Source organism: Roseococcus sp. (assembly GCF_965227005.1).
Taxonomy (GTDB): domain Bacteria; phylum Pseudomonadota; class Alphaproteobacteria; order Acetobacterales; family Acetobacteraceae; genus Roseococcus.
Genome location: NZ_CBDDFJ010000007.1, coordinates 24,388 through 47,556 on the forward strand (window position 1 = coordinate 24,388; position 23,169 = coordinate 47,556).

20 protein-coding genes are annotated in these 23,169 nt (G+C 69.6%); 15 read left to right on the forward strand and 5 right to left on the reverse strand.

Annotation, left to right across the window (positions count from 1 at the left end; translation table 11 throughout):
• Positions 1 to 35: 35 nt before the first annotated feature.
• From recQ to ACO057_RS03430, 3 genes are all read left to right on the forward strand, one after another.
• Positions 36 to 1,886, forward strand: coding sequence for a DNA helicase RecQ (recQ, locus tag ACO057_RS03420; RefSeq protein ID WP_421988950.1), 1,851 nt, complete (start codon positions 36 to 38; stop codon positions 1,884 to 1,886).
• A gap of 114 nt (positions 1,887 to 2,000) precedes the next feature.
• Positions 2,001 to 4,217 (forward strand): TonB-dependent siderophore receptor, encoded by a 2,217-nt coding sequence (locus tag ACO057_RS03425; RefSeq protein WP_421988951.1) that lies wholly within the window; start codon positions 2,001 to 2,003, stop codon positions 4,215 to 4,217.
• Entirely contained in the window at positions 4,214 to 5,098 is an 885-nt protein-coding gene (locus ACO057_RS03430) for an alpha/beta hydrolase (RefSeq protein WP_421988952.1), read from the forward strand. The genes ACO057_RS03425 and ACO057_RS03430 overlap by 4 nt, the downstream gene beginning before the upstream one ends.
• Here ACO057_RS03430 and ACO057_RS03435 read toward each other — a convergent pair whose 3' ends face one another.
• From ACO057_RS03435 to ACO057_RS03450, 4 genes are all read right to left on the reverse strand, one after another.
• Positions 5,099 to 9,046 carry an SbmA/BacA-like family transporter gene (locus tag ACO057_RS03435; RefSeq protein ID WP_421988968.1) on the reverse strand — a complete coding sequence of 1,316 codons (3,948 nt, stop codon included), beginning with the start codon at positions 9,044 to 9,046 and terminating at the stop codon, positions 5,099 to 5,101.
• The gene (locus ACO057_RS03440; RefSeq protein WP_421988953.1) at positions 9,046 to 9,915 is read right to left on the reverse strand and encodes a hypothetical protein; all 870 of its coding nucleotides are present in this window, start codon (positions 9,913 to 9,915) and stop codon (positions 9,046 to 9,048) included. Before ACO057_RS03440 ends, ACO057_RS03435 begins: the two co-directional genes overlap by 1 nt.
• Positions 9,912 to 10,172 carry a DUF3253 domain-containing protein gene (locus tag ACO057_RS03445; protein WP_421988954.1) on the reverse strand — a complete coding sequence of 87 codons (261 nt, stop codon included), beginning with the start codon at positions 10,170 to 10,172 and terminating at the stop codon, positions 9,912 to 9,914. Before ACO057_RS03445 ends, ACO057_RS03440 begins: the two co-directional genes overlap by 4 nt.
• Positions 10,173 to 10,307: 135 nt before the next feature.
• A complete protein-coding gene (locus tag ACO057_RS03450) occupies positions 10,308 to 10,931 on the reverse strand; it encodes a DUF1826 domain-containing protein (RefSeq protein ID WP_421988955.1) in 624 nt (207 codons plus the stop codon).
• A 110-nt stretch (positions 10,932 to 11,041) separates the two neighbouring features.
• Here ACO057_RS03450 and eno point away from each other — a divergent pair, with 110 nt between their 5' ends.
• The 10 genes from eno (at position 11,042) to ACO057_RS03500 (ending at position 20,929) form a co-directional block, all read left to right on the forward strand.
• Complete coding sequence (gene eno, locus ACO057_RS03455) at positions 11,042 to 12,319, forward strand: phosphopyruvate hydratase (RefSeq protein WP_421988956.1); 1,278 nt, start codon at positions 11,042 to 11,044, stop codon at positions 12,317 to 12,319.
• A gap of 157 nt (positions 12,320 to 12,476) precedes the next feature.
• Entirely contained in the window at positions 12,477 to 12,776 is a 300-nt protein-coding gene (locus ACO057_RS03460) for an FtsB family cell division protein (RefSeq protein WP_421988957.1), read from the forward strand.
• A gap of 336 nt (positions 12,777 to 13,112) precedes the next feature.
• Positions 13,113 to 14,081 (forward strand): pyruvate dehydrogenase (acetyl-transferring) E1 component subunit alpha, encoded by a 969-nt coding sequence (gene pdhA / locus ACO057_RS03465; protein ID WP_421988969.1) that lies wholly within the window; start codon positions 13,113 to 13,115, stop codon positions 14,079 to 14,081.
• Position 14,082: 1 nt separating this feature from the next.
• A complete protein-coding gene (locus ACO057_RS03470) occupies positions 14,083 to 15,438 on the forward strand; it encodes a pyruvate dehydrogenase complex E1 component subunit beta (protein WP_421988958.1) in 1,356 nt (451 codons plus the stop codon).
• 14 nt (positions 15,439 to 15,452) lie between these two features.
• Positions 15,453 to 16,733, forward strand: coding sequence for a pyruvate dehydrogenase complex dihydrolipoamide acetyltransferase (locus ACO057_RS03475; protein ID WP_421988959.1), 1,281 nt, complete (start codon positions 15,453 to 15,455; stop codon positions 16,731 to 16,733).
• Between the two features lie 34 nt (positions 16,734 to 16,767).
• Positions 16,768 to 17,265, forward strand: coding sequence for a GNAT family N-acetyltransferase (locus ACO057_RS03480; RefSeq protein WP_421988960.1), 498 nt, complete (start codon positions 16,768 to 16,770; stop codon positions 17,263 to 17,265).
• Positions 17,266 to 17,268: 3 nt separating this feature from the next.
• Positions 17,269 to 18,666 carry a dihydrolipoyl dehydrogenase gene (lpdA, locus tag ACO057_RS03485; RefSeq protein ID WP_421988961.1) on the forward strand — a complete coding sequence of 466 codons (1,398 nt, stop codon included), beginning with the start codon at positions 17,269 to 17,271 and terminating at the stop codon, positions 18,664 to 18,666.
• A gap of 81 nt (positions 18,667 to 18,747) precedes the next feature.
• A complete protein-coding gene (gene lipA / locus ACO057_RS03490; protein WP_421988962.1) occupies positions 18,748 to 19,737 on the forward strand; it encodes a lipoyl synthase in 990 nt (329 codons plus the stop codon).
• A complete protein-coding gene (locus tag ACO057_RS03495) occupies positions 19,737 to 20,213 on the forward strand; it encodes a type II toxin-antitoxin system RatA family toxin (protein WP_421988963.1) in 477 nt (158 codons plus the stop codon). Before lipA ends, ACO057_RS03495 begins: the two co-directional genes overlap by 1 nt.
• Positions 20,214 to 20,299: 86 nt before the next feature.
• Positions 20,300 to 20,929: a glutathione S-transferase family protein gene (locus ACO057_RS03500; protein ID WP_421988964.1), complete on the forward strand. Its 630-nt coding sequence runs from the start codon at positions 20,300 to 20,302 to the stop codon at positions 20,927 to 20,929.
• Between the two features lie 15 nt (positions 20,930 to 20,944).
• Here the strand turns inward: ACO057_RS03500 and ACO057_RS03505 are convergent, their stop codons facing one another.
• On the reverse strand, positions 20,945 to 21,499 hold the full coding sequence (locus ACO057_RS03505; protein WP_421988965.1) for a DUF4337 domain-containing protein: 555 nt from the start codon (positions 21,497 to 21,499) through the stop codon (positions 20,945 to 20,947).
• Between the two features lie 108 nt (positions 21,500 to 21,607).
• On the opposite strand from ACO057_RS03505, the gene ACO057_RS03510 reads away from it, so the two are divergent.
• A complete protein-coding gene (locus ACO057_RS03510) occupies positions 21,608 to 22,651 on the forward strand; it encodes a threonine aldolase family protein (protein WP_421988966.1) in 1,044 nt (347 codons plus the stop codon).
• A 235-nt stretch (positions 22,652 to 22,886) separates the two neighbouring features.
• Positions 22,887 to 23,081: a YraN family protein gene (locus tag ACO057_RS03515; protein WP_421988967.1), complete on the forward strand. Its 195-nt coding sequence runs from the start codon at positions 22,887 to 22,889 to the stop codon at positions 23,079 to 23,081.
• The last annotated feature ends 88 nt before the right edge of the window (positions 23,082 to 23,169 follow it).

The window sequence follows — 23,169 nt, forward strand, 5'->3', positions numbered from 1 at the left end:
ACCTTCCCGGGGCTTTCGGCCCTGGTCCCCTCGGGATGCGTCGACTCGGCGGCCCTGCTACCCTGCGGGATGCCAGCGAGAGACACAGAGTGACGCAGGATCCTGCGAAGGTACTTCACGACGTTTTCGGCCATGCCGGATTCCGCGGACGTCAGGCCGAGATCGTCGATCATGTGATGCGGGGCGGCTCGGGCCTCGTGCTCATGCCGACGGGCGGCGGCAAGTCCCTCTGCTTCCAGGTCCCCGCGCTCTGCCGCGAGGGCCTGGCGATCGTCGTCTCGCCGCTCATCGCCCTCATGGAGGACCAGGTCGCGGCCCTGCGCCAGCAGGGCGTGGCGGCGGCGGCGCTGCACTCGGAGCTCGAGGAGACCGAGCGGCGCGAGGTCTGGCGTGGGATCAACGAGGGCACGCTCAAGCTCCTCTATATCAGCCCCGAGCGGCTGGGCATGGACGGCATGCTGGAGCGGCTGGCCCAGCGCGACATCGCGCTCTTCGCGGTCGACGAGGCGCATTGCATCAGCCAGTGGGGCCATCACTTCCGCCCCGAATACCGCGCGCTCAGTTTTCTCCGCTCGGGCTTCCCCGAGGTGCCGCGCCTCGCGCTGACGGCCACCGCCGATGCCCGCACCGTCGACGACATCCGCGCTCAGCTGGGCCTCGAGGACACGCCCGTCTTCCGCGCCTCCTTCGACCGCGCGAACATCCACCTCGCCGCCGCCCCGCGCGAGCAGGAGCGCAGCCAGATCCGTGCCTTCCTGCGCGAGGCCTCGGACGGGCGCGGCGCGGGCATCGTCTATTGCGGCACCCGCGCGCGCGCCGAGCAGACCGCCGACTGGCTGCGCGCCGACGGCCACGATGCCATGCCCTTCCACGCCGGCATGCCCTCCGAGGACAAGCGCGACGCCCATCGCCGCTTCGCCCGAGGCGACGCAGTGGTGATGTGCGCGACCATCGCCTTCGGCATGGGCATCGACCGCCCGGACGTGCGCTTCGTGGCGCATCTGTCGCTGCCGCAGGGGCCGGAGGGCTGGTACCAGGAGATCGGTCGCGCGGGGCGCGACGGCCTGCCGGCCCGCGCCCTGCTGCTCTACGGCGCGGGGGACATCGCGCTCGCCCGCCACCGCATCCAGCAAAGCCCCGCCTCCGACGACCAGAAGCGCATCGAGCGCGCGCGGCTCGACGCCATGGTGGGCATTGCCGAGGCCGGCACCTGCCGCCGCCGCGTGCTGCTGCGCTGCTTCGGCGAGGATCTCGACGCCGATTGCGGGAATTGCGACGTCTGCGCGGCCCCGCCCAAGCTCTATGACGGCAGCATCGCCGCGCAGAAGCTGCTCTCGGCCGCGCTGCGGACGGGCAGCCGCTTCGGCCTCGGCCATCTCGTGGACGTGCTGCGCGGAAGGCTGACCGACAAGGTCGCGCAATTCGGCCATGACAAGCTGCCGACCTACGGCGTGGGCAAGGACGTGCCCGAGGGCGCCTGGCGCGGGGTGGTGCGCCAGCTGGTGGCGCAGGGCGCGCTCGACATCGCGGTGGAGAACCATGGCGAGCTGGTGCCGACCGAGGCGGCGCGGCCCATCCTGCGCGGCGAGAACAAGGTGATGCTGCGCGAGGAGCTGATGCGCCCGCGCGACAAGCGCGCCTCGCGCGAGAGCGTGCAGACGCATTCCGACGACCCGCTCTTCGGCGCGCTGCGCGAATGGCGCAAGGCCGAGGCGCGGACCCAGCAGGTGCCGGCCTATGTCATCTTCCACGACGCGACCCTGGCCGAGATCGCCGCGCGCCGTCCGGCCAGCCTGGGCGAGCTGCGCAATGTCCCCGGTGTGGGCGAGAGCAAGCTGGAGCGCTATGGCGCGGCGGTGCTGGAGGCGCTGCAGCAGGCCGGGTGAGGCGCGTGCGACACGCCTGGCGCGCGATTTCGCTCCGGGCTCATCCAGTAATTGCGAACGACTCTCAATCGCGATAACTGTTCCTGGATAACAATTCAGGATTCGCTCACGGTCATGTCGCCCCATCGGAATGCGAGGCTTCCTCTCCTCGCCACGACGGCCCTTTGCGCCGTCCTCGCCGCGCTTCCGGCCATCGCTCAGGACAGTCCGGCCGTGGCCGAGGCGGGTGGGATCGAGCTTCCGGAGATGGACGTCCGCGCCACGGCCTGGCGCTCCTGGCAGCCGATCCAGGGCTATGTCGCCCCCGTCACGACCACGGGCTCCAAGACCGATACGCCGCTGATCGAGGCGCCGCAGTCGCTGGGCATCGTCACGCGCCAGCAGATGGACGACCAGGGCGCGCAGAGCGTCTCCCAGGCGCTGCGCTACACCGCCGGCGTCCTGCCCGAGGTGCGCCCGAGCGCGCGCTATGACAGCGTCTTCGTGCGCGGCTTCGGCGGGCAGGGGACGGGGGCGGCCTTCGTGAACATGCAGGACGGCCTGCGCCAGGGCCGCGGCGCGCAGTTCGGCGTGCCCAATACCGATCCCTGGCTGCTGGAGCGCATCGAGGTGCTGCGCGGCCCGGCCTCGGTGCTCTATGGCCAGACGGGCGCGGGCGGGCTGGTGAACCTCGTCAGCCGCCGCCCGACGGAACAGCGCATCAACGAGGTCCGGCTCGAGGCCGGCAGCAATGCCCTCATGCAGACCGCCTTCGACTTCGGCGGCAAGGCGACGGAGGACGGGCGGTTCCTCTACCGCTTCACCGGCATCGCGCGGACCGCCGGCACCCAGGTCGACCACGTCAACGAGCAGCGCGTCGCCATCGCGCCCGCGATCACCTGGCGCGCCACCGACAACACGACGATAACCTTCCTGGCCAGCTACCAGAACGACCCCTATGGCGGCTTCTACAACTTCGTCCCCGCGACCGGGACGGTGCTGTCCAACCCCAACGGCCGCATCCGCTCCAACTTCTTCGGCGGCGATCCCAATTATGACCGCTTCCGCCGCGAACAGGCCTCCATCGGCTACCAGCTCGAGCACCGGATCGACCCCGTCTGGACCGTGCGGCAGAACTTCCGCTACTCGCATATCGATGCGGAGGTGAACGTCCTCTCGATCCAGTCGATCTCCAGCGACCGCACGGGCGTGCGCGCCGCCAGCTATGTCTCCGACCACAGCAATTCCTATTCGCTGGACAACCAGGCCCAGGCGCAGTTCACCACGGGCGCCGTGCGGCATACCGCGCTCTTCGGCGTGGACTGGTTCCGCAACTCCGCGCGCGTGCGCGCCGCGACGGTGACGGCCAATGTGCCGTCGATCGACCTCTTCCGCCCGATGTACTTCCAGAACGTGCCCACGATCTTAGCTGGGAATACGGGGCTGACGAACCAGGAATCCGACCAGGTCGGCCTCTATGCGCAGGACCAGATCTCCTACGGCCGGTGGCGGTTCAACATCGGCCTGCGCTACGACATGGCGCAGACCGGGACCACGCGGCACAACGTGGCCGGCGGCCCGCTGGGCCAGAGCTCGCAATATGACGACAAGCTGACCTGGCGCGCCGGCGCGCTGTACCTCTTCGACAACGGCTTCGCGCCCTATGTCAGCTATTCCACGTCGTTCCTGGCCAATTCCGGCACCCAGGCGCCTCAGCGCGGCGCCGCGACCTTCGCGCCGACCACTGGCGAGCAGATCGAGGTGGGCATCAAGTATCAGCCGCCCGGCATGAACAGCTTCATTCAGCTGGCGGGCTACCAGATCACCCAGCAGAACGTCCTCACGCGCGATCCGCTGTACAACACCTACTCCGTCGCCACCGGCGAGATCCGCTCGCGCGGCATCGAGCTGGAAGGGCGCGCGAGCCTGACCAGCAACCTCGACCTGATCGGCACCTACACCTACATCGATGCCGAGGTGACGCAGTCCAACACGCCCGGCGTGCGCGGCAACCGCGTGCCGCAGGTGCCCAACAACATCGCCAGCGGCTGGGCCAATTACCGCTTCACGGAGGGCGCGCTGCGCGGCCTGCAGCTGGGCGGCGGCCTGCGCTACATCGGCGAGACCTTCGGCAACGACACCAACACCTTCAAGGTCCCGGCGGTGACGCTGGTCGATGCCGCGGTCCGCTACGATTTCGGCGCGCGCTTCGAGCGGCTGACCGGGCTGGAGGCGACGGTCAACGCTTCCAACCTCGGCGACAAGGAATACGTCTCCAGCTGCTCCTCGGTGACGGCCTGCTACTTCGGCAACCGCCGCACCGTCCTCGCCGGCCTGCGGATGCGCTGGTGAGCGCGCTCCGGACGACGGGCCGGCGCGGCGCGCTGGCCCTGCTGGCGGCGGGTGCGGCGCTGCCCGCCTTCGCCGCCGACGAGCCGCCCGTGACCCTGCCGGGCACGCGGCAGTGGGACATCGCCGGGCCCGACGGCCCCCGGCGCATCTTCGCCTACCGGCCGGAGGGCGATGCGCCGGCGGGCGGCTTCCCCGTGCTCTATCTGCTCGACGGCAACGCGGTCTTCTTCACGGCCGTCGAGGCGCTGCGGATCCAGCAGCGCCGCGCCGCCGCGACGGGCGTGCATCCCATGGTCCTCGTGGCCGTGGGCTATCCGACCGCGCAGCCCTTCGATGGGCGTCGCGCGCGCGACTACACGCCGGCCTTTCCCGGCGCGCCGGCGGGCTCGGGCGGGGCGGATGCCTTCCTCGATGCGCTGCTGGGCGGCATCGCCGCCTCGGTCGCCGAGCGGATGCCGGTGAACTTGGCGCGCAACGCGCTCTTCGGCCATTCCTATGGCGGGCTCTTCGCGCTGCACGCCTTCCTCGCGCGCCCCGGTGCCTTCCGGCGCACCATCGCGGCGAGCCCGTCGCTGTGGTTCGCCGAGGGCGCGATGATGGAGCAGGTGCGCCGCTTCGCCGCCAACCCGCCGCCGCACCTGCCCGAGCTCGGCCTGCTGCTGACCGTGGGCGGGCTGGAGGAAGAGGATGCGGCTATGCCGGCCGCCCGCCAGGCCACGCTGCGCGAGCGGCGGATGGTCAGCCGCGCGCGGGAGGTGGGCGCGATCCTCTCCGCCCTCGGACCGCGCGGGCCCGAGCTGTGCTTCCAGCTCTTCGAGGGCGAGAACCACGGCTCGGTCCTGCCCGGCGCCGTCAACCGGGCGCTGCGCTTCGCGGGCTGATCAGCGCGTCTCGGCGAGCGCCCGTTCGGCGATGACCAGATGCCGGTCGTGGTGCTCCGCCACGGCCGGGCGATGGGCGATGGAGAGCAGGGCGGTGCCCGGCAGGCGCTCCTTCAGCAGCTCGTAGAGCCGCTGCTCGGCGACCGGATCGAGGCTGGCCGTCGCCTCGTCCAGGAAGAGCCATTTCGGCTTGTGCAGCAGCGCCCGCGCCAGGGCCACGCGCTGCTGCTCGCCGCCCGAGAGCTGCTGCGCCCAGGCCTCCTCCGTATCGAGGCGCGGGGCGAGATGCGCCAGGCCCACATCGCCCAGCACCGCCAGGATCTCCGCCTCGGGGAAGCGATCGGCCGCCGCCGGATAGGCGAGCGCGCGGCGCAGCGTGCCCAGCGGCAGATAGGGGCGCTGGGGCAGGAAGAAGGGCGCCTCGCCGGGCGGGAAGCTCACGCTGCCGCTGCCGAAGGGCCAGATGCCGGCGATGGCGCGGAACATGGTGGACTTGCCGCTGCCCGAGGCGCCGGTCAGCACCGCGCGCTCGCCGGGCTTCAATTCCAGCGTGCCGTGGTCGAGCAGCACGCGCCCATCCGGCAGGGTCAGATGAAGATCGTCCACGCGCACGGCGCCCGGGGCGCCGATCGCCGCGCGCACGCCCTCGCCGCGCGCGGTCGCGGCATGGGCGGCGTCGATCGCGTCGCGGAAGCCGGTGAGGCGCGCCACCGTCGCGCGCCATTCCGTGAGGGAGGAATAGTTGTCCACGATCCAGGACAGCGCGCCCTGCACCTCGCCGAAGGCCTGCGCCGTCTGCGTCAGGCCGCCCAGCGGAATGGCGCCCGAGAAGAAGCGCGGCGCGGCCACGACGAAGGGGAAGACCGAGGCCACCTGCGCATAGCCCGCGGTGAAGAAGGTCAGCCGCTTCGTCGCCACCATCAGCGCCCACCAGTTCGCGGTCACGCCGTGGAAGCGGCCGGCCAGGCTGGCATGCTCCTCCGCCTCGCCGCGATGCAGCGCGACGCCCTCGGCATTCTCGCGGAAGCGCACCAGCGCGTAGCGGAAATCGGCCTCCACCTTCTGCTGCTGCACGTTCAGCCGGATCAGCGGCCGGCCCACCAGATGCGCGAAGACAGTGCCCAGCGCCGCATAGATCAGCGCGACCCAGACCATGTAGCCCGGGATCTCGACCCCCAGGATCGTCGCCGGTCCCGACAGCGTCCAGAGCACGAAGAGGAAGGAGAAGAGCGTCACCACCGTGCGCATCAGCCCCAGGCCCAGCACCAGCGTGTTGTCCACGAAGAGCTTGGCGTCCTCGGCGATGCGCTGGTCGGGATTGTCGGTGCCGCCCTTCGCGTCGCCCCGCTCGGTCAGCGCGATGCGATAATAGGCGCGCTTCTCCAGCCAGGCGGCCAGCATCGCCTCCGTGTTCCAGCGCCGCCAGCGGATCTGCAGCGCCTGGCGCAGATAGAGCGCGTAGACGGCGATGAGGATGTAGAGGACGGCGATCCAGACGAAGCCGGGCATCGGCCCGCTCTCGGTCGGCTGCCAGGTGAAGAGCAGGTGGAAGAACGCGCCCGAATCCCGCGCCTCCAGCGCGTTGAAGAATTCGCGGTTCCAGTAGGAGAGCATCACCGTCATCGCCACCAGCGAGAGGTTCAGCACCACGACCAAAGCGAGCAGCCCGCGCGCCTTCCAGCGCTCCTCGCTGCGCCAGAAGGGCAGGGCCAGAGCCAGGGCCTCGCGCAGGGGGATGAGGATCTTGGTCATGGGATCTCGTTCCAGGAATCGGCAAGACGGAGCGCGGCGGGATGGCCCGGCGCCAGCAGCAGCGCCTGGGCGAGGAGCTGCTCGGCGCTCTCGGCCTGGCCGGCGGTGCGCAGGATCTCGGCGGCGGCGAGCATCGCCTCCGCGCTGTTGGGCGGATGGGCGTTGACGCGGATCTGGTCGGGCGTGAGGAGCGGCGTGCGGGAGAAATAGCCCCTCGCGCCGGGCGGCGGCCTGGGCATGATCCCGCTCGATCATCAGACGCAGCGCGGGGCGCAGCGCCTCGGGCATCGCGGCGAGGGCGGGCCGCGCCGCGCGGGCATAGCTGCGATAGAGGAATTCCGGATCGTGCGAGGCGGTCTGCGCGCCCTCCCAGACGCGGTAGCGGAAGAGGATCTCGGGCAGGCATTCCAGGTGCAGGCCGTCGAGCGTCGCCTGCATCAGGAATTCCCAATCCTCGAAATAGGCACGGTCGTCGGTGAAGCCGCCCATGCGGTCCCAGGCCGCGCGCGTCATGAACATATTGGCGTCGCCGAAGCAGTTCCAGAACAGGCCGACCGCGGGGCAGGCCCCGATCGGGATCCAGAGGTCCGGGCGCGTCGCGCGATGGGCGGGCGGCGGGCCGCCGCCCAGGAAGGGCTGCATCTGGCAGGTGAGGACATCCGCACCCGAATGCTCGGCCGCGGCGACGAAGGTCTCGACCTGATCCGGCCAGGCCGCGTTGTCGTCATCCATGAAGACCAGGTATTTGCCGCGCGAGGCCTCGACGGCCCTGCGGCGGGTCATGCCCTGCCAGGCGTTCCGCTCGTTGCGCAGCAGCGTCCAGCCGCGCGCGGCGAAGCGGGGCCGCAGCGCCTCGAGGAAGGCGAGCGTGGTCTCGTCGGTGCTGGCGTCGTCCACCAGGATCAGCTCGAGATTCGGATAGGTCTGGCGCTCGATGGCCGCGATGGCATGGGCCAGCGGCTCGTGCCGGTTGAAGGCGGCCATGCAGACGGAGACGAGCGGCGGCTCGTCGCGCCAAAGGCGGGCCGGCGGCGCGGGCGCGGGCGGCAGCGCGTCCTGGAATTCGAGCCACGCCTCGCGCACCTTCGCCGGCGCGGCCTGCGCGCGGGCGGGCGTCACACCCTGTTCCAGCGCGCGGCGCATCGCCTGGGCCAGCGCCTCGGGCGTGCGCGCATAGAGCACGCTGGCATGGTCCGCCGCATCCACCAGCTCGCCGATCCCGCCCACATCGGGCGCGAGGAAGGGCAGGCCGGCGGCGAGGCATTCCAGCACCACATAGGGCGCGTTCTCCATGCGCGAGGCGATGACGGCCAGCCGCCCCGGCCCGGCCAGGAATTCCCGCGCGCGATGGGGATCGAGGTCGTTCACCACCCGCCACGGCACCGGCCATCGCCCGGCGATATCGGCGAGCCAGGCCAGGGCATTCATGCGGTCCATGTGACCGACCTTGCCGAGGAAGGTGATCCGCTCGGGGCGCATCCCGGCGCGCAGCAGGCGCCCCACGCTCTCGCAGAAAAGGCTGAGGCCCTTGCGCTCCTCCAGCCGGCCGAAGAAGACCAGCTCGCGCACGGGGCGCGGCGCGCGCGGCGCATCGGCGGCGATGGGGAAGCTCGCCGGCAGGAGGTTCGGCAGGACCAGGTTCCGCGCGGGCAATCGCCAGCCCATCTCGGCCACGGTGTCGAGGATGTAGCGCGAGGGGGCCGTGACCACATCGGCGCCCTCGCAGCTGCGCCGTTCCAGCCAGTCCACCTCCAGTTCCGCATGGCCTTGGAGGAACTGCGCGGAATGGGCGACATGCCAGAGCGTGGGGCTGTGGACCTGGCAGACCAGCGTCGTCTCGGCGAAGGCCAGGCCGCAGCGCTTGGCGACGGTCAGCCAATAGCCGATGCCGCCCATCTCGTGGAAATGGATCGCGTCGAATTCGCGGGCCTTCAGCCATTGATAGGCGCCGAAGCCGAGGGCCTTCTGCGTGCCCTCCAGGAAGAGCGACACGAAGTCGATCCCGCGCGCGGCATAATGCTCGCGCCAGCGCGTGACCGGCTCGTTCTCGGTATAGCCGGAGGGGTAGAGCACGGTGACGTGGTGGCCGGCGGCGGCGAAGACCTCGGCCGCGGCGAGAAAGGCGGTGCCCATGCCGCCGTTGCGAATGGGGCCGACGAAGTCGAGCGTCAGCAGGCAGATCCGCTGCGGCCGCATCACGCCTCGGCCGTGACGAGGAGGCGCGCGCCGTCCTCCTGCCAGCGGCGCGGCGTCCAGCCGGCCTCGCGCAGCAGGCGGGCCAGGGCCTCGCGGCCCATGAACCACCACCAGGGATCGGCAAGGCCCAGCGCCTGGGCGGATTCCCGCGTCAGGCGCCCGGCGGCGAATTGCGGCAGCGCGAGGCCCCTGGCCCGCAAGCCCGCGTCCAGGGCGGCGGCGCGCGGCGCGTCGAGCTCGCCGGCATGCCAGAGCGTGTCCGGCGTGAAGCCGGCCGCGTCGAATCCGGGGGGCACCGTCTCCGTCCGCAGGATCATCCGGCGCGCGCCGGTGCCGCGCAGCTGGGCGAGGCGGCGGGGCGGATCGCCGTCCAGCCGGGCGAGGCTGGCCCCATCCACGACGAGATCGACCTCGCCGAGGCGGGCGCGGAGGTCCGGCGCGTCGAGCGAGCCGCGCATCCACCAGACATGGGGCGCGTCGCTGCGGACATGCGGGGAGGGGGGGAGCAGGTCGCGGGCGGCGCTGCCGGCGGCCAGCAGCGCCTCGGCCAGCCCGGCCTGGCCCGAGGCGATGGCGGCCCGCGCGAGCAGCCCGTCGGCATCGGACGGCCGTTCGGCCGAGAAGGCGCGGACCGAGGCCGCGCCGGCCGCGGCGGCGGCCAAAGCGAGAGCGGGGATCTCCCCCGCCTCGCCCCAGGCCAGGAGCAGGTGACGCCCCGGCGCGGAGCGGGCCAGGAGTAGGGCCAGAGGGTCGGCGGGAGCGACGGGCTCGTCGGCGGGCGGCAGGGGCGGAGGGGCCGCGGCCGGCGCGAAGGTCGCCTCGGCCGGCCTGTCCCACCAGCGTCGCAGCCGGCCGAGCGCCGCGCTCATTCCGTGCCGGCCGCCCGGCGCAGGCGGATCACGCCGCGCATTTCCTCGGGCGGCACGGGCTTGCCCTTGCGCAGGATCTCCAGCCGGCCCTGCTTGCACAGGCGCACCGCCGCGAGGCGGACGGGGCCGAGCAGGGGCCGCCAGTTCTCGGGCGCGAGGGCGGCGGCCACCTCGTTGGGCGAAATGGAGGCGCCGGGGGCGGCCGCCTCGATATGGGCGAGGATCGCGGCCTCGACGGCCTCGGCGTTCACGCCCATGGGGCGGCCTCCAGCGGGATGGGTGAGGTGATCGGGGGGGTATCGGACGGGGAGGCTTGCATCGGCGCATCAATGGCACCTCGGGGGGTGGGCGCAAGATGTTCCTGCGACATGGCACACCTCACGGGCCACACCTCACGGTAACGGCAGCGGCTCGTCGATGCACAGAAGGAGCCGCCAGCGCCGTGCCTCGGGCAGGTGGGAGAGCGGCGGCGAGCGGTGCAGCACGGACTCGCCGGTCCCGCGGCGGCCGCGCAGAAGCGCCACCGCGCCGCAGGGCACCTGCTCCGGTGTGGTCGCCGCCGCGGGATCGCCCATGACCCATTGCGTCCCCGGCCCGGCATAGGTGACCAGCATCCGCAGCCCGACCGCGTCCACATGGAATTTCCGGCAGGCATCGTCCGTGATGCCCTCCAGGCGCAGCCGCACCGTCTCCGAGCGGGCGAGGGCGCCGAAGAGGGTCGAGAGACGGAAGATGTCGGTCAGGAAGGCGCCGTCGATGCCTTGGGATAGTTGCTCGCAGAGCGCGTCCAGCGCGGCCTCGGGCGCGCCTTGCCCCACGGCGACAAAGGGGCCGCCCTCACCCAGGGCCCGCAGGGAGCGGCCGAATCCCGCCGGTTCGTCGCGCAGCCAGATGGCGAGGGCGACCTGGGGGCGGAGGATCGCGAGGAGCGTCTCCTGCGAACGGCCGACGACCGCGCGGGCGGCGGAATCGAAGGCGTTGGCGCCGGGGGCAAAGGCTTCGCAGAAGAAAGTCATAAAAGATATATTATAACATAACTTATCTGGCGCAAGGCCTCCCCGACCCGCCTTGCCCTTTCGCGCCACTCGCCCTATCCGCGCAGGAAACCCGCCGGAAGGATTTCCCCATGCCCGCCATCGCCGACATCATCGCCCGCGAAGTGCTCGACAGCCGGGGCAACCCGACCGTGGAGGCGGAGGTGATCCTCGATGACGGTTCGCGCGGCCGCGCCATCGTCCCCTCGGGCGCCTCGACGGGCGTGCACGAGGCGGTCGAGCTGCGCGACGGTGACAAGTCGCGCTACGGCGGCAAGGGCGTGACCAAGGCCATCGCGAATGTGGAAGGCGAGATCTTCGACGCGATCGGCGGCATGGAAGCCACCGACCAGGTCAAGATCGACAGCCTCATGATCGAGCTGGACGGCACGCCCAACAAGGCGCGGCTCGGCGCCAATGCAATCCTCTCGGTCAGCCTCGCCGTCGCCAAGGCCGCAGCCCAGGCCCATGGCCAGCCGCTCTACCGCTATGTCGGCGGGACCTCGGCGCGCACCCTGCCGGTGCCGATGATGAACATCATCAACGGCGGCGCGCATGCCGATAACCCCATCGACATCCAGGAGTTCATGATCCTGCCCGTCGCCGCCGGCAGCATCGCCGAGGCGGTGCGCATCGGCTCGGAGTGCTTCCATGCGCTGAGGAAGGCCCTGCACGACGCCGGCCACAACACCAATGTCGGCGACGAGGGCGGCTTCGCGCCGAACATCGGCAGCGCCGAGGAGGCCCTGGCCTTCATCTCCAAGGCCTGCGAGGCCGCCGGCCATCGCCCCGGCGAGGACATCATGTTCGGCCTCGACTGCGCCGCCAGCGAATTCCACAAGGGCGGCAAGTATGTGATGGCGGGCGAGGGCAAGACCCTCGATGCCGGCGGCATGGTCGACTACCTGGCCGCCCTCTGCGACCGCTTCCCCATCATCTCCATCGAGGACGGCTGCGCCGAGGAGGACTGGGACGGCTGGAAGCTGCTGACCGACCGGCTCGGCGGCAAGCTGCAGCTGGTCGGCGACGATCTGTTCTGCACCAACCCCGAGCTGCTGACGCGCGGCATCGCGACGGGCACGGCCAATTCGATCCTCGTGAAGGTCAATCAGATCGGCACGCTGAGCGAGGCGCTGGAGGCGGTCGAGATCGCGCATCGCGCGGGCTATACGGCGGTGATGAGCCATCGTTCGGGCGAGACCGAGGACAACACCATCGCCGACCTCGCGGTCGCCACGAATTGCGGGCAGATCAAGACCGGTTCGCTGAGCCGTTCGGACCGGCTGGCCAAGTACAACCAGCTGATCCGCATCGAGCAGGATCTCGGCCCGGCGGCGCGCTATGCCGGCCGGACGATCGTGAAGCGCTGAGGCGCTTCCTTCCGCCTGTTGGAATCCCACGGGAAATTCTCGCGCGGGCCGGGTGTTTTTGCTTGTCAGCGCGGCCCCGTGGTGATTCCTTGGAATGGGCGTGCCGGGGGGCCGCTTCGGGGGTTACATGAATTTGGGGCGGGCACTACTCCGCGGCGTGAAGCTTCTGGCGGCGCCGGTGATCCTGGCGAGCGTCGCGGCCTTCTTCGTCTGGCATGCATCGCATGGCGATCGCGGGCTGATCGCGCGCGAGCTGCGCGTGGTGGAAATTGCGAATGCGCGCGCCGAGCTGCAGCATGCGACCGACGAGCGCGAGGCGGCGGAGCGGCGCGTGAACGCCATGCGCGGCGACCGGCTGGACCGCGACCAGCTCGAGGAACGGGCGCGGGCCATGCTCAACATGACCAATCGCGACGAGATCGTGATTCCCTATCCGCAGGGGCGGCGGCTCTACTGAGGTCCCGCGGGTGAGGACCTGCGGGCTGGGCCGAGCGCATTCGGATTTGAATTCAAAATCATAGGGTGCCGGGTTTATCGGCCGGTTCACCGGTCTGCGCTTCCCGTTTCAGATCAGCGCTCTAGCAAGATTGTTGCGTCGCAGCATAAGATTATTGCGTGAACCGAAATCCGGTTAAATGCCATATTGCATTGCAATAACTGGATTTTCTTCCTCCACGCCAATCTTGCGAAGGTCGCGGGGGCAGCTTAACTGTGGCGCATCCGCAGGGAGACGCCGATGCCCGATGCCACCCCCCCCAAGCGCCGCGCCAAGGGCGCCGCGAAGGAAAAGGAAATGCAGATGGGGCATAATGCCCTGCTGCGCGCCTATCGGGACATGCTCCTGATCCGACGATTTGAAGAGAAGGCCGGCCAGCTTTACGGCATGGGCCTCATCGGCGGCTTCTGCCACCTCTATATCGGCCAGGAGGCCGTGGTGGTGGGCATGCAGGCCTCGCTCAAGCCGGGCGACGAGGTCATCACCTCCTATCGCGACCACGGACACATGCTGGCGACCGGCATGGAAGCGCGTGGCGTCATGGCCGAGCTCACGGGCCGCATCGGCGGCTATTCGAAGGGCAAGGGCGGCTCGATGCACATGTTCAGCCGCGAGAAGGGGTTCTTCGGCGGCCATGGCATCGTGGGCGCGCAGGTGAGCCTGGGCGTCGGCCTGGCCTTCGCCAACTGGTATCGCGAGGACGGCAAGGTCTCGGTCGCCTATTTCGGCGAGGGCGCGTCCAACCAGGGCCAGGTCTACGAGAGCATGAATCTGGCGGCGCTGTTCAAGCTGCCCTGCATCTTCGTCATCGAGAACAACAAGTACGGCATGGGTACGAGCGTCGAGCGCGCCTCGGCCAGCCAGGACCTCTCCAAGAACGGCGCGCCCTGGGGCATTCCGGGCGAGCAGGTCGACGGCATGAACGTGCAGACCGTCTTCGAGGCGTCGCAGCGCGCCGTCGCGCATTGCCGCGCGGGCCTCGGCCCGTATCTGCTGGAAATGAAGACCTACCGCTATCGCGGTCACTCCATGTCCGACCCCGCGAAGTACCGCACGCGCGAGGAAGTGCAGAAGATGCGCGAGCAGCACGACTGCCTCGAGACGGCGCGCGGCCAGCTCATGGGCCAGGGCGTGACGGAAGCCGACCTCAAGGCGCTGGACGACGAGGTGAAAGCCATCGTGACCGACGCCGCCGAATTCGCGCAGACCTCGCCCGAGCCGGACGAGAGCGAGCTCTGGACCGACATCCTGGTGGAGACGAAGTAAGATGGGCGTCGAGATCTTGATGCCGGCTTTGTCCCCCACGATGACGGAGGGCAAGCTCGCGAAGTGGCTGAAGAAAGAGGGCGATGCGGTGAAGGCCGGCGACGTGATCGCCGAGATCGAAACCGACAAGGCGACCATGGAAGTGGAAGCCGTGGATGAGGGCGTCCTCACCAGGATCGTCGTGCCCGAGGGCACGGAGAACGTGGCCGTGAACTCGCCCATCGCCGAGCTGGATGGCGGCGCCGGCGGCAAGGCCGCGCCCGCTCCCAAGGCCGAAGCGCCGGTCGGCGAGGACCATGCCGTGGTCGCCGCCAAGCCGCATCCGACCATCGCGGCGACGCCCGTGTCCGTCGCGCCCGAGAAGGATTGGGGGCCGACCAAGTCGATCACCGTCCGCGAGGCGCTGCGCGATGCCATGGCGCTGGAAATGCGCGCCGACAAGGACGTCTTCCTCATGGGCGAGGAGGTCGCGCAGTATCAGGGCGCCTATAAGATCAGCCAGGGCCTGCTGGAGGAGTTCGGCGCCAAGCGCGTGCTGGACATGCCCATCACCGAGCATGGCTTCACGGGCATGGCCGTGGGCGCGGCCTTCACCGGCCTCAAGCCCATCGTCGAGTTCATGACCTTCAACTTCTCGATGCAGGCCATCGACCACATCATCAATTCGGCCGCCAAGACGCTCTACATGTCCGGCGGCCAGCTGGGTTGCCCGATCGTCTTTCGCGGCGCGAACGGCGCGGCCTCGCGCGTCGGCGCCCAGCACAGCCAGTGCTATGCGAGCTGGTACGCGCATTGCCCGGGCCTGAAGGTCGTCGCGCCCTGGTCCTCGGCCGATGCCAAGGGCCTGCTGCGCGCCGCCATCCGCGACCCCAACCCGATCATCTTCCTCGAGAACGAGATCCTCTACGGGCAGAGCTTCGAATGCCCCACGGATGAGGATTTCGTGCTGCCGATCGGCAAGGCGAAGGTCGAGCGCGAGGGGACGGACGTCACCATCGTCGCCTTCTCGATCATGGTCGGCCTCGCGTTGCAGGCGGCGGATGCGCTGGCCGAGAAGGGCATCAGTGCCGAGGTCATCAACCTGCGCACCATCCGCCCGCTCGACATCGACACCATCGTGGCGAGCGTGAAGAAGACCAACCGCGTCGTGACGCTGGAGGAGGGCTGGCCCTTCGCCGGCATCGGCTCCGAGATCGCGATGCAGATCGTCGAGAACTGCTTCGATGATCTCGATGCGCCGCCGGTGCGCGTCCATGGGCTCGACATTCCGATGCCCTATGCGGCCAATCTCGAGAAGCTGGCCCTGCCGCGGCTGGAACAGGTGGTCGAAGCCGTCCACTCTGTGACCTACCGCTAAGGGGAAACGAGATCATGGCCACGAATATCCTGATGCCCGCGCTCTCGCCGACGATGACCGAGGGCACGCTGGCCCGCTGGCTCAAGGCCGAGGGCGACACGGTGAAGGCCGGCGACATCATCGCCGAGATCGAGACCGACAAGGCGACCATGGAAGTGGAAGCCGTGGACGAGGGCGTGCTCGGCAAGATCGTCGTGGCGGCCGGCACCGAGGGCGTGAAGGTCAACGCCGTCATCGCCGTGTTGGTCGAGGCAGGCGAGGCCGTGCCGTCGGGCGAGGCGAAGGCGGCTCCGGCCGCCGCGCCGAAGGCCGCCGAGAAGCCCGCCGAAGCGCCGAAGGCCGCCGCACCCGCCGCTGCTCCGGCGCCGGCACCCGCCGCTTCGGGCGACCGCGTCTCGGCCTCGCCTTTGGCCAAGCGCATGGCGCAGCAGGCCGGGCTCGACCTCGCGAAGGTCTCGGGCTCGGGTCCGCAGGGCCGCGTGGTAAAGTCCGATATCGAGGCCGCGATGAAGGGCGGCGCTCCGGCGTCGGCTCCCGCCGCTGCCGCCGCCCAGGCCCCTGCACCGCGCCCCGCCGCGGCCCCGCCGCAGGTGCTGGGCGCGACGACGGCGCATCCCAACAGCTCGATGCGCAAGGTGATCGCGCGCCGCCTGTCGGAGAGCAAGCAGAACGTCCCGCATTTCTACGTGGCGATGGACATCGAGATCGACGCGCTGCTGGACCTGCGCGCCAAGCTCAATGCCAGCAGCCCCAAGGACGGGCCGGGCGCCTTCAAGCTTTCGGTGAACGACCTGATCATCAAGGCCGCCGCCGTCACGCTCAAGCGCATCCCGGCGGTCAACGCCGCCTGGACCGAGGAGGCGATCCTGCGCTTCAACGACGTCGATATCAGCATCGCCGTCTCGATCCCGGACGGGCTCATCACGCCCATCGTGCGCAATGCCGATGGCAAGGGCCTGGCCGCGATCAGCAACGAGATGAAGGATCTCGGCGCGCGGGCGAAGTCGGGCAAGCTCAAGCCCGAGGAGTTCCAGGGCGGCGGCTTCAGCATCTCCAACATGGGGATGTATGGCGTCACCCACTTCGCCGCGATCATCAACCCGCCGCAGGCCGGCATCCTCGCCGTCGGCGCGGGCCAGAAGCGTCCGGTGGTGAAGAATGGCGAGCTCGCGGTCGCGACCGTGATGACCTGCCAGCTCAGCGTCGACCATCGCGTGATCGACGGCGCTCTCGCCGCGGAATGGCTGCAGGAATTCAAGGCCATCGTGGAAGCGCCGCTGAGCCTGATGCTTTAGCCATGGCGTCCGATCGTCTGAGCGGAGCGAGGACGTGAATCGGCCGCCCGGCAACGCCAGCTGGCGCGACACCGGACCGGAGGATGTCGGGCACATCCACCGGCTCGTGCGTGCGCTGGCGGTCTTCGAGAAGATGGAACACGAGTTCCACGCGACGGAGGAGGACCTGGCCAAGGCCCTCTTCGCCGAACGGCCTCTCGCCCATGCGATGCTGGCGGAGGCAGAGGGCCGCCCCGTCGCGGTCTGCCTCTGGTACTATACCTTCTCCAGCTTCCTCGGCCGGCCCGAGATCTGGATCGAGGACGTCTTCGTCGAGGTCGATCACCGGAAGCAGGGCCTCGCCAAGGCCGCCTTCAGCCTCCTCGCGCGGCGCGCGCTGGATGAAGGCTGCCCGGCGGTGTCGTGGAATGTGCTCGACTGGAATACGCCGGCCATCGCCGCCTATCGCGCGATGGGCGCCGTGGGGCGCGAGCAATGGACGGATCAGCGCGTCTCGGGCCAGGCCCTGGTCGCGCTTGCAGGAAGGGGCTGAGGCATGGCCGATAATTACGATCTCGTGGTGGTGGGCTCCGGCCCCGGCGGCTATGTCGCGGCCATCCGCGCGGCGCAGCTCAAGATGAAGGTCGCGATCGTCGAGCGCGAGCATCTGGGCGGCATCTGCCTCAATTGGGGCTGCATCCCGGCCAAGACGCTGCTGCGCTCGTCCGAGATCTTCCACATCCTCCAGACGCTCGACCAGTATGGGATGAGCGCGGAGAACGTGAAGTTCGACATCGCCAAGATCGTGAAGCGCAGCCGCGGCGTGGCCGCGCAGCTCTCCGGCGGCGTGAAGTTCCTGATGAAGAAGAACGGCATCACCGTCATCGACGGTGCGGCCAAGCTGGCGGGCGGCGGCGGCAAGGTGACCGTCGAGAAGGACGGCAAGAAGGTTGCCGACCTCGTCGCCAAGAACATCCTGCTCGCCACCGGCGCGCGCGCCCGCGTGCTGCCGGGCATGGAGCCGGACGGCAAGCTGGTCTGGACCTATAAGGAAGCGCTGGTGCCGGACACGGTGCCCAAGCGGCTCATCGTCATCGGCTCGGGCGCGATCGGCGTTGAATTCGCCAGCTTCTTCCGCGACCTGGGCAGCGAGGTCACCATCGTCGAGGCGCTGGACCGCGTGGTGCCGGTCGAGGATGCCGAGGTCTCCGCCTTCGTGAAGAAGTCCTTCGAGAAGCAGGGCATGAAGGTGCTCGTCGGCGCCTCGGTGAAGGGCGTGAAGAAGGGCGCCTCCACCGTCACTGCCACGGTCGAGATCGGCGGCAAGACGCAGGAGATCGAGGCCGACCGGCTGATCCTGGCGGTCGGCATCGTCGGCAATGTCGAGGGCCTGGGTCTCGAGGGCACCAAGGTGAAGGTCGAGCGCACGCATATCGTGGTGGACGGCTATGGCCGCACGGGCGAGCCCAATGTCTTTGCCATCGGCGACGTCGCGGGGCCGCCCTGGCTCGCGCATAAGGCGAGCCACGAGGCCATCACCTGCGTGGAGTTCATCGCCGGGCTGAACCCCCATGAGTTCGACGGCAGCAATATCCCCGGCTGCACCTATTGCCGCCCGCAGGTGGCTTCGGTCGGGCTGACGGAGGCCCGCGCCAAGGAGCTCGGCCATGAGGTGAAGGTCGGCCGTTTCCCCTTCATCGGCAACGGCAAGGCCATCGCGCTCGGCGACACCGAGGGCTTCACCAAGACCGTCTTCGACGCCAAGACCGGCGAGCTGCTGGGCGCCCATATGGTCGGCCCGGAAGTCACCGAGATGATCCAGGGCTACACCATCGCCCGCACCCTGGAGACGACGGAGGCGGAGCTCATGCACACCGTCTTCCCGCACCCGACCGTCTCCGAGACGATGCATGAGTCGGTGCTCGACGCTTATGGCCGCGTGATCCACATCTGACGCTGCCTTGCCCGGGCGTCATGGCCCGGGCCACCAAACCAGGGATGTGAAACGGCCGACCCGCGCTATATGAGGGGAATCATGGCCCGTATCGAGATCGACCATCGCCCTTCAGGGGGCGCCAGAGAGGCGGGTGTCCGGACGGGTGCCGAGCGGCACCCCGAGAAGGCGAACCGCCCCGACAACGCCATCCAGCGGAAACCCGACTGGATCCGCGTGAAGGCGCCCACGCACCCGATCTACCACGAGACCCGCAAGCTCATGCGGGACAACAAGCTCGTGACCGTCTGCGAGGAAGCGGCCTGCCCGAACATCGGCGAATGCTGGAGCCAGCGCCACGCCACCATGATGATCATGGGCGACACCTGCACGCGTGCCTGCTCCTTCTGCAACGTCGCGACCGGCATGCCCAATCCGCTGGACCATGACGAGCCGCGCCGGGTGGGCGATGCGGTCGCCGCCCTCGGCCTGCGCCACGTCGTCATCACCAGCGTGGACCGCGACGACCTGCGCGACGGCGGGGCGAAGCACTTCGCCGAGACCATCGCCGCCATCCGCAATGCCGCGCCCGACACCACCATCGAGATCCTGACGCCCGACTTCCTCCGCAAGGACGGCGCGCTGGAAGTGGTGGTCGCTGCCAAGCCGGACGTGTTCAACCACAATCTCGAAACCGTGCCGCGGCTCTATCCCTCCATCCGGCCGGGCGCGCGCTACTATCATTCGCTGCGCCTGCTGGATCGCGTGAAGCAGCTGGACCCGTCCATCTTCACCAAATCGGGCGTCATGGTCGGCCTCGGCGAGGAGCGGATCGAGGTGCAGCAGGTGATGGAGGATATGCGCAGCGCGGATATCGATTTCCTCACCATCGGCCAGTACCTCCAGCCCAGCGTGAAGCACGCGGCCGTGGCCCGCTTCGTCGAGCCCTCCGAATTCGCGGATTATGCGAGCCTGGCGCGGGCCAAGGGCTTTCTCCTGGTCTCCGCGACGCCGCTCACGCGCAGCTCCTACCATGCCGACCGGGACTTCGCGGCGCTGCGCGAGGCACGGGAAAAGAGCCTCGCGGCCTGATGCCCACGCACGCGGAAAAGAAGATCCTTCGGCAGACGCCGGATCAGATCTTCCAGATCGTCGCCGACGTGCACCGCTATCCGGAGTTCCTGCCCTGGTGCGTGGGCGCGCGCGTGCTGACGCGCGACGAAACCAAGCTGACGGCCGACCTCACCATTGGCTTCAAGATGTTCCGCGAGACCTTCCGCAGCGAAGTGACGCTGGAGCGGCCGGAGAAGGTGGAGGTCAAATACCTCGACGGTCCCTTCCGCTACCTCAACAACACCTGGCGCCTGACGCCGGTGCCGGGCGGGACGGAGGTCCATTTCTTCGTCGATTTCGAGTTCCGTTCGAAGTTGTTGCAGGCGGTCATCGGCACGGTGTTCAATGAGGCCGTCCGCATGATGGTGCGCGCCTTCGAGCGGCGGGCCATGGCGCTCTACGGACGCCACCCCGTCTCGCCCGTCACGGTGCCCACACCCGTACCGCAGCGGTAGCGCGCGCGTCCTTCTCCTGAACGCGGCCATGCCCCGCTGCCACCATCATCCGGCGGCTTGATCCGCGAGGATCCTGGGAGGGCGGCATGGGCTACATCCTCTACGGCGATGCGGGTTCCGGCTCGGGCCCGGTCGAGATGGCGCTGGCGGAGATCGGCGCGCAGGTCGAATTGCGCGACGTCCCCCTGGCCACGAACGCGCAACTCGCGACGGATTACCGCAAGCTCAACCCGATGGGCCGCCTGCCGACGCTGATCCTGCCGGACGGAACGGTGGTGACGGAATCGGTGGCGATCCTGATCGCGCTGGCGGATCGCCATCTCGAGGCTGGGCTCCTGCCGGCCGGTCATGAATCCGCCCGCGCGACGGCCCTGCGCTGGATGGTGCTGGTGGCGACCGAGTTCTACCCGCATGTGACGCGCTTCGATTACCCGGACCGCTTCTCGGCCGAACCCGCCCATGCGCCGGCGATCGCGGAGCGGGCGCGGGAGATGGCGCGCGAGGTGTGGCGGCTGATCGAGCGGGAATGCGCGCCGTCGCCCTTCGTGCTGGGCGATCGCTTCTCGATGGCGGACATCTACCTCGCGGCCCTGTCGCGTTGGAACGAGGGCGCGAGGTGGATGCCGTTGGAGTGCCCGCGCGTGGAGGCCCTGGTGCGCGCCGTCTCGGCGCGCCCGCGCATCGCGCCGGTCTGGCGCCGCCACGTCCCGGGCTGACCCGGGCAGGGCGGGTCAGAAGTGAATGAGCCCGGGGGCGAAATAGCCCAGCATCATCAGGCCGAAGCCGACCACTCCCAGGCCGCCGGCCAGCCAGATCAGCAGCGCCACGCCGGTGATGATCGAGGCCGAGGCCACCACGATCCCGACCTGGTAGACCGCGCTCGCATACTCGAACATGTGGTAGCGCTCCATATTCCGGTCGCGCCTGGCTTCCGCGACCTGGGCGCGGGCCATCAGCTCCCGGCGTCCCTCGCCGGTGGAGGGCTCGCTTTCCCAACGCGCGACGGTCGCGGTCCAGCGGGACTGCTGGGCCTCGATGACGGCGCGGTTCTCCGGCGTCTTGTCCAGTTCGGCCTGCTCGGCGGCGGTGCGGAGCTGCGTCTGGCGGATGGTGCGGGCCTGGAAGAAGGACCAGAGATTGGCCGCCTGGACATTGCTGTTCAGCGCCTCCGTCTGGGAGGATTTCCCGCCGACCTCGGCGAGGGCCAGGAGCAGCGCCAGCACGGCGATGAGCAGCGCCACGCCCTTGTTTTCCGAGCCATGCGCGGCCCCGTGTCCACCAGCCATGCGAATCCGTCTCCCGATTATTTCGCGAGCCAGATGACATAACGGCAATGGCGACGCCATTGCGATGGCGGGGCTGACGTCCCGAAAGATTCCTGCCAGGATTTCGGAATGGTCCAAGCCCCTCCGCACAGCATGTCCTCCAACTCCTGGGCGCCGGCTCGCCCGCCCAGGAATGCGCCGCCCGTGCGCATCAACCTCTATTCCGACACGCAGACGCGCCCGACGCCTGCGATGAAGGAGGCGATGATGCGCGCCGAGATGGGCGACGAGCAGCATGGCGACGACCCCACGGTCTGGGAGCTGTGCGACCGCATGGCGGCGCTGACCGGCAAGGAAGCCGCCGTCTTCCTGCCCTCCGGCACCATGTGCAACGTCATCGCCATCCTCACCCATTGCCAGAAGGGCGACGAGGTCGTCGCCCACGAGACCAGCCATATCCTCGGCAGCGAGGGCGGCACGCATGCCGCGCTGACGGGCGTGCAGATCATGGGCCTCAAGGGCGCGCGCGGCATGTTCACGCCCGACGACCTGCGCGCCGCCATCCGCCCCAAGACGCGCTACACCCCGCCGCAGAAGATGCTCGAGATCGAGCAGACGGCGAATATCGGCGGCGGCGGCATCTGGTCGCTGGACACGCTGAACACGCTCACCGACATCGCCCACGAGCAGGGCTGGGCGACGCATATGGACGGCGCGCGGCTGATGAACGCCTGCGTGGGCGCGAAGATCTCGGCGGCCGACATGGTGGCCGGCTTCGACTCCGTCTGGCTCGATTTCACCAAGGGCCTGGGCGCGCCGCTGGGCGCCGTGCTCTGCGGCTCGCACGAGTTCATCGGCCAGGCCTGGCGCTGGAAGCAGCGCCTGGGCGGCTCGATGCGCCAGGGCGGCATCTGCGCCGCGGCCTGCATCTACGCGCTGGACCACAACATCGAGCGCCTCGCCGACGACCACGCCAATGCCAAGGCCCTGGCGCGCGGCCTCGCCCAGATCGAGGGCGTGGTGGTCGAGGATCCCGACACCAACCTCGTCTTCTTCGACATCAAGGGGACCGGAAAGTCGGTTCCGCCAGCTGCAGTCCATGCTGCTCGACCAGGGCATAATGGTCAGCGGCCTGGGCGGGCGCGTGGCGGGCCTGCCTGCATCTGGACGTGACGGCGGCGAGTGATCCCCGACGCGGTCTCGGCCATTCGCGACGCGCTTGCCGCCTGATCCACGGCGCCAGCGCCGGGGCGTCCAGGCCGATCTTTGGGGCCGGGATGCCGAGGCTCTGGCGCGCGAGGCCCCTGGCCGGCGACGGCTGGACCATCCTGGGCGAAAGGCTGCGCACCCCCCGCCGGCGAGCTCGATATCGTCGCCGAGAAGGGAAGGGCTGCTCGCCTTCGTCGAGGTGAAGGCGCGGGCCAGCCTGCGCGAGGCGGCCTTCGCGCTGACCGCGCGTCAGCAGGCGCGGCTGATGGCCGCGGCCGAAATCTGGCTGGCCGCCAATGCCGGCCATGGCGGGGCGGGCATGCGCTTCGACGTGCTGCTGGTGGCGGCCGACGGGACGGTGAAGCGGATCACGGACGCCATCCGGCAAGGCTGAGGCGAGGGGGGCTCAGCCGCGCCCGCCGCCGAAGGCGTTGAAGGTCTGCAGGGTATAGGTGTCCTTCACGCCGGCCACGCTCTGCACC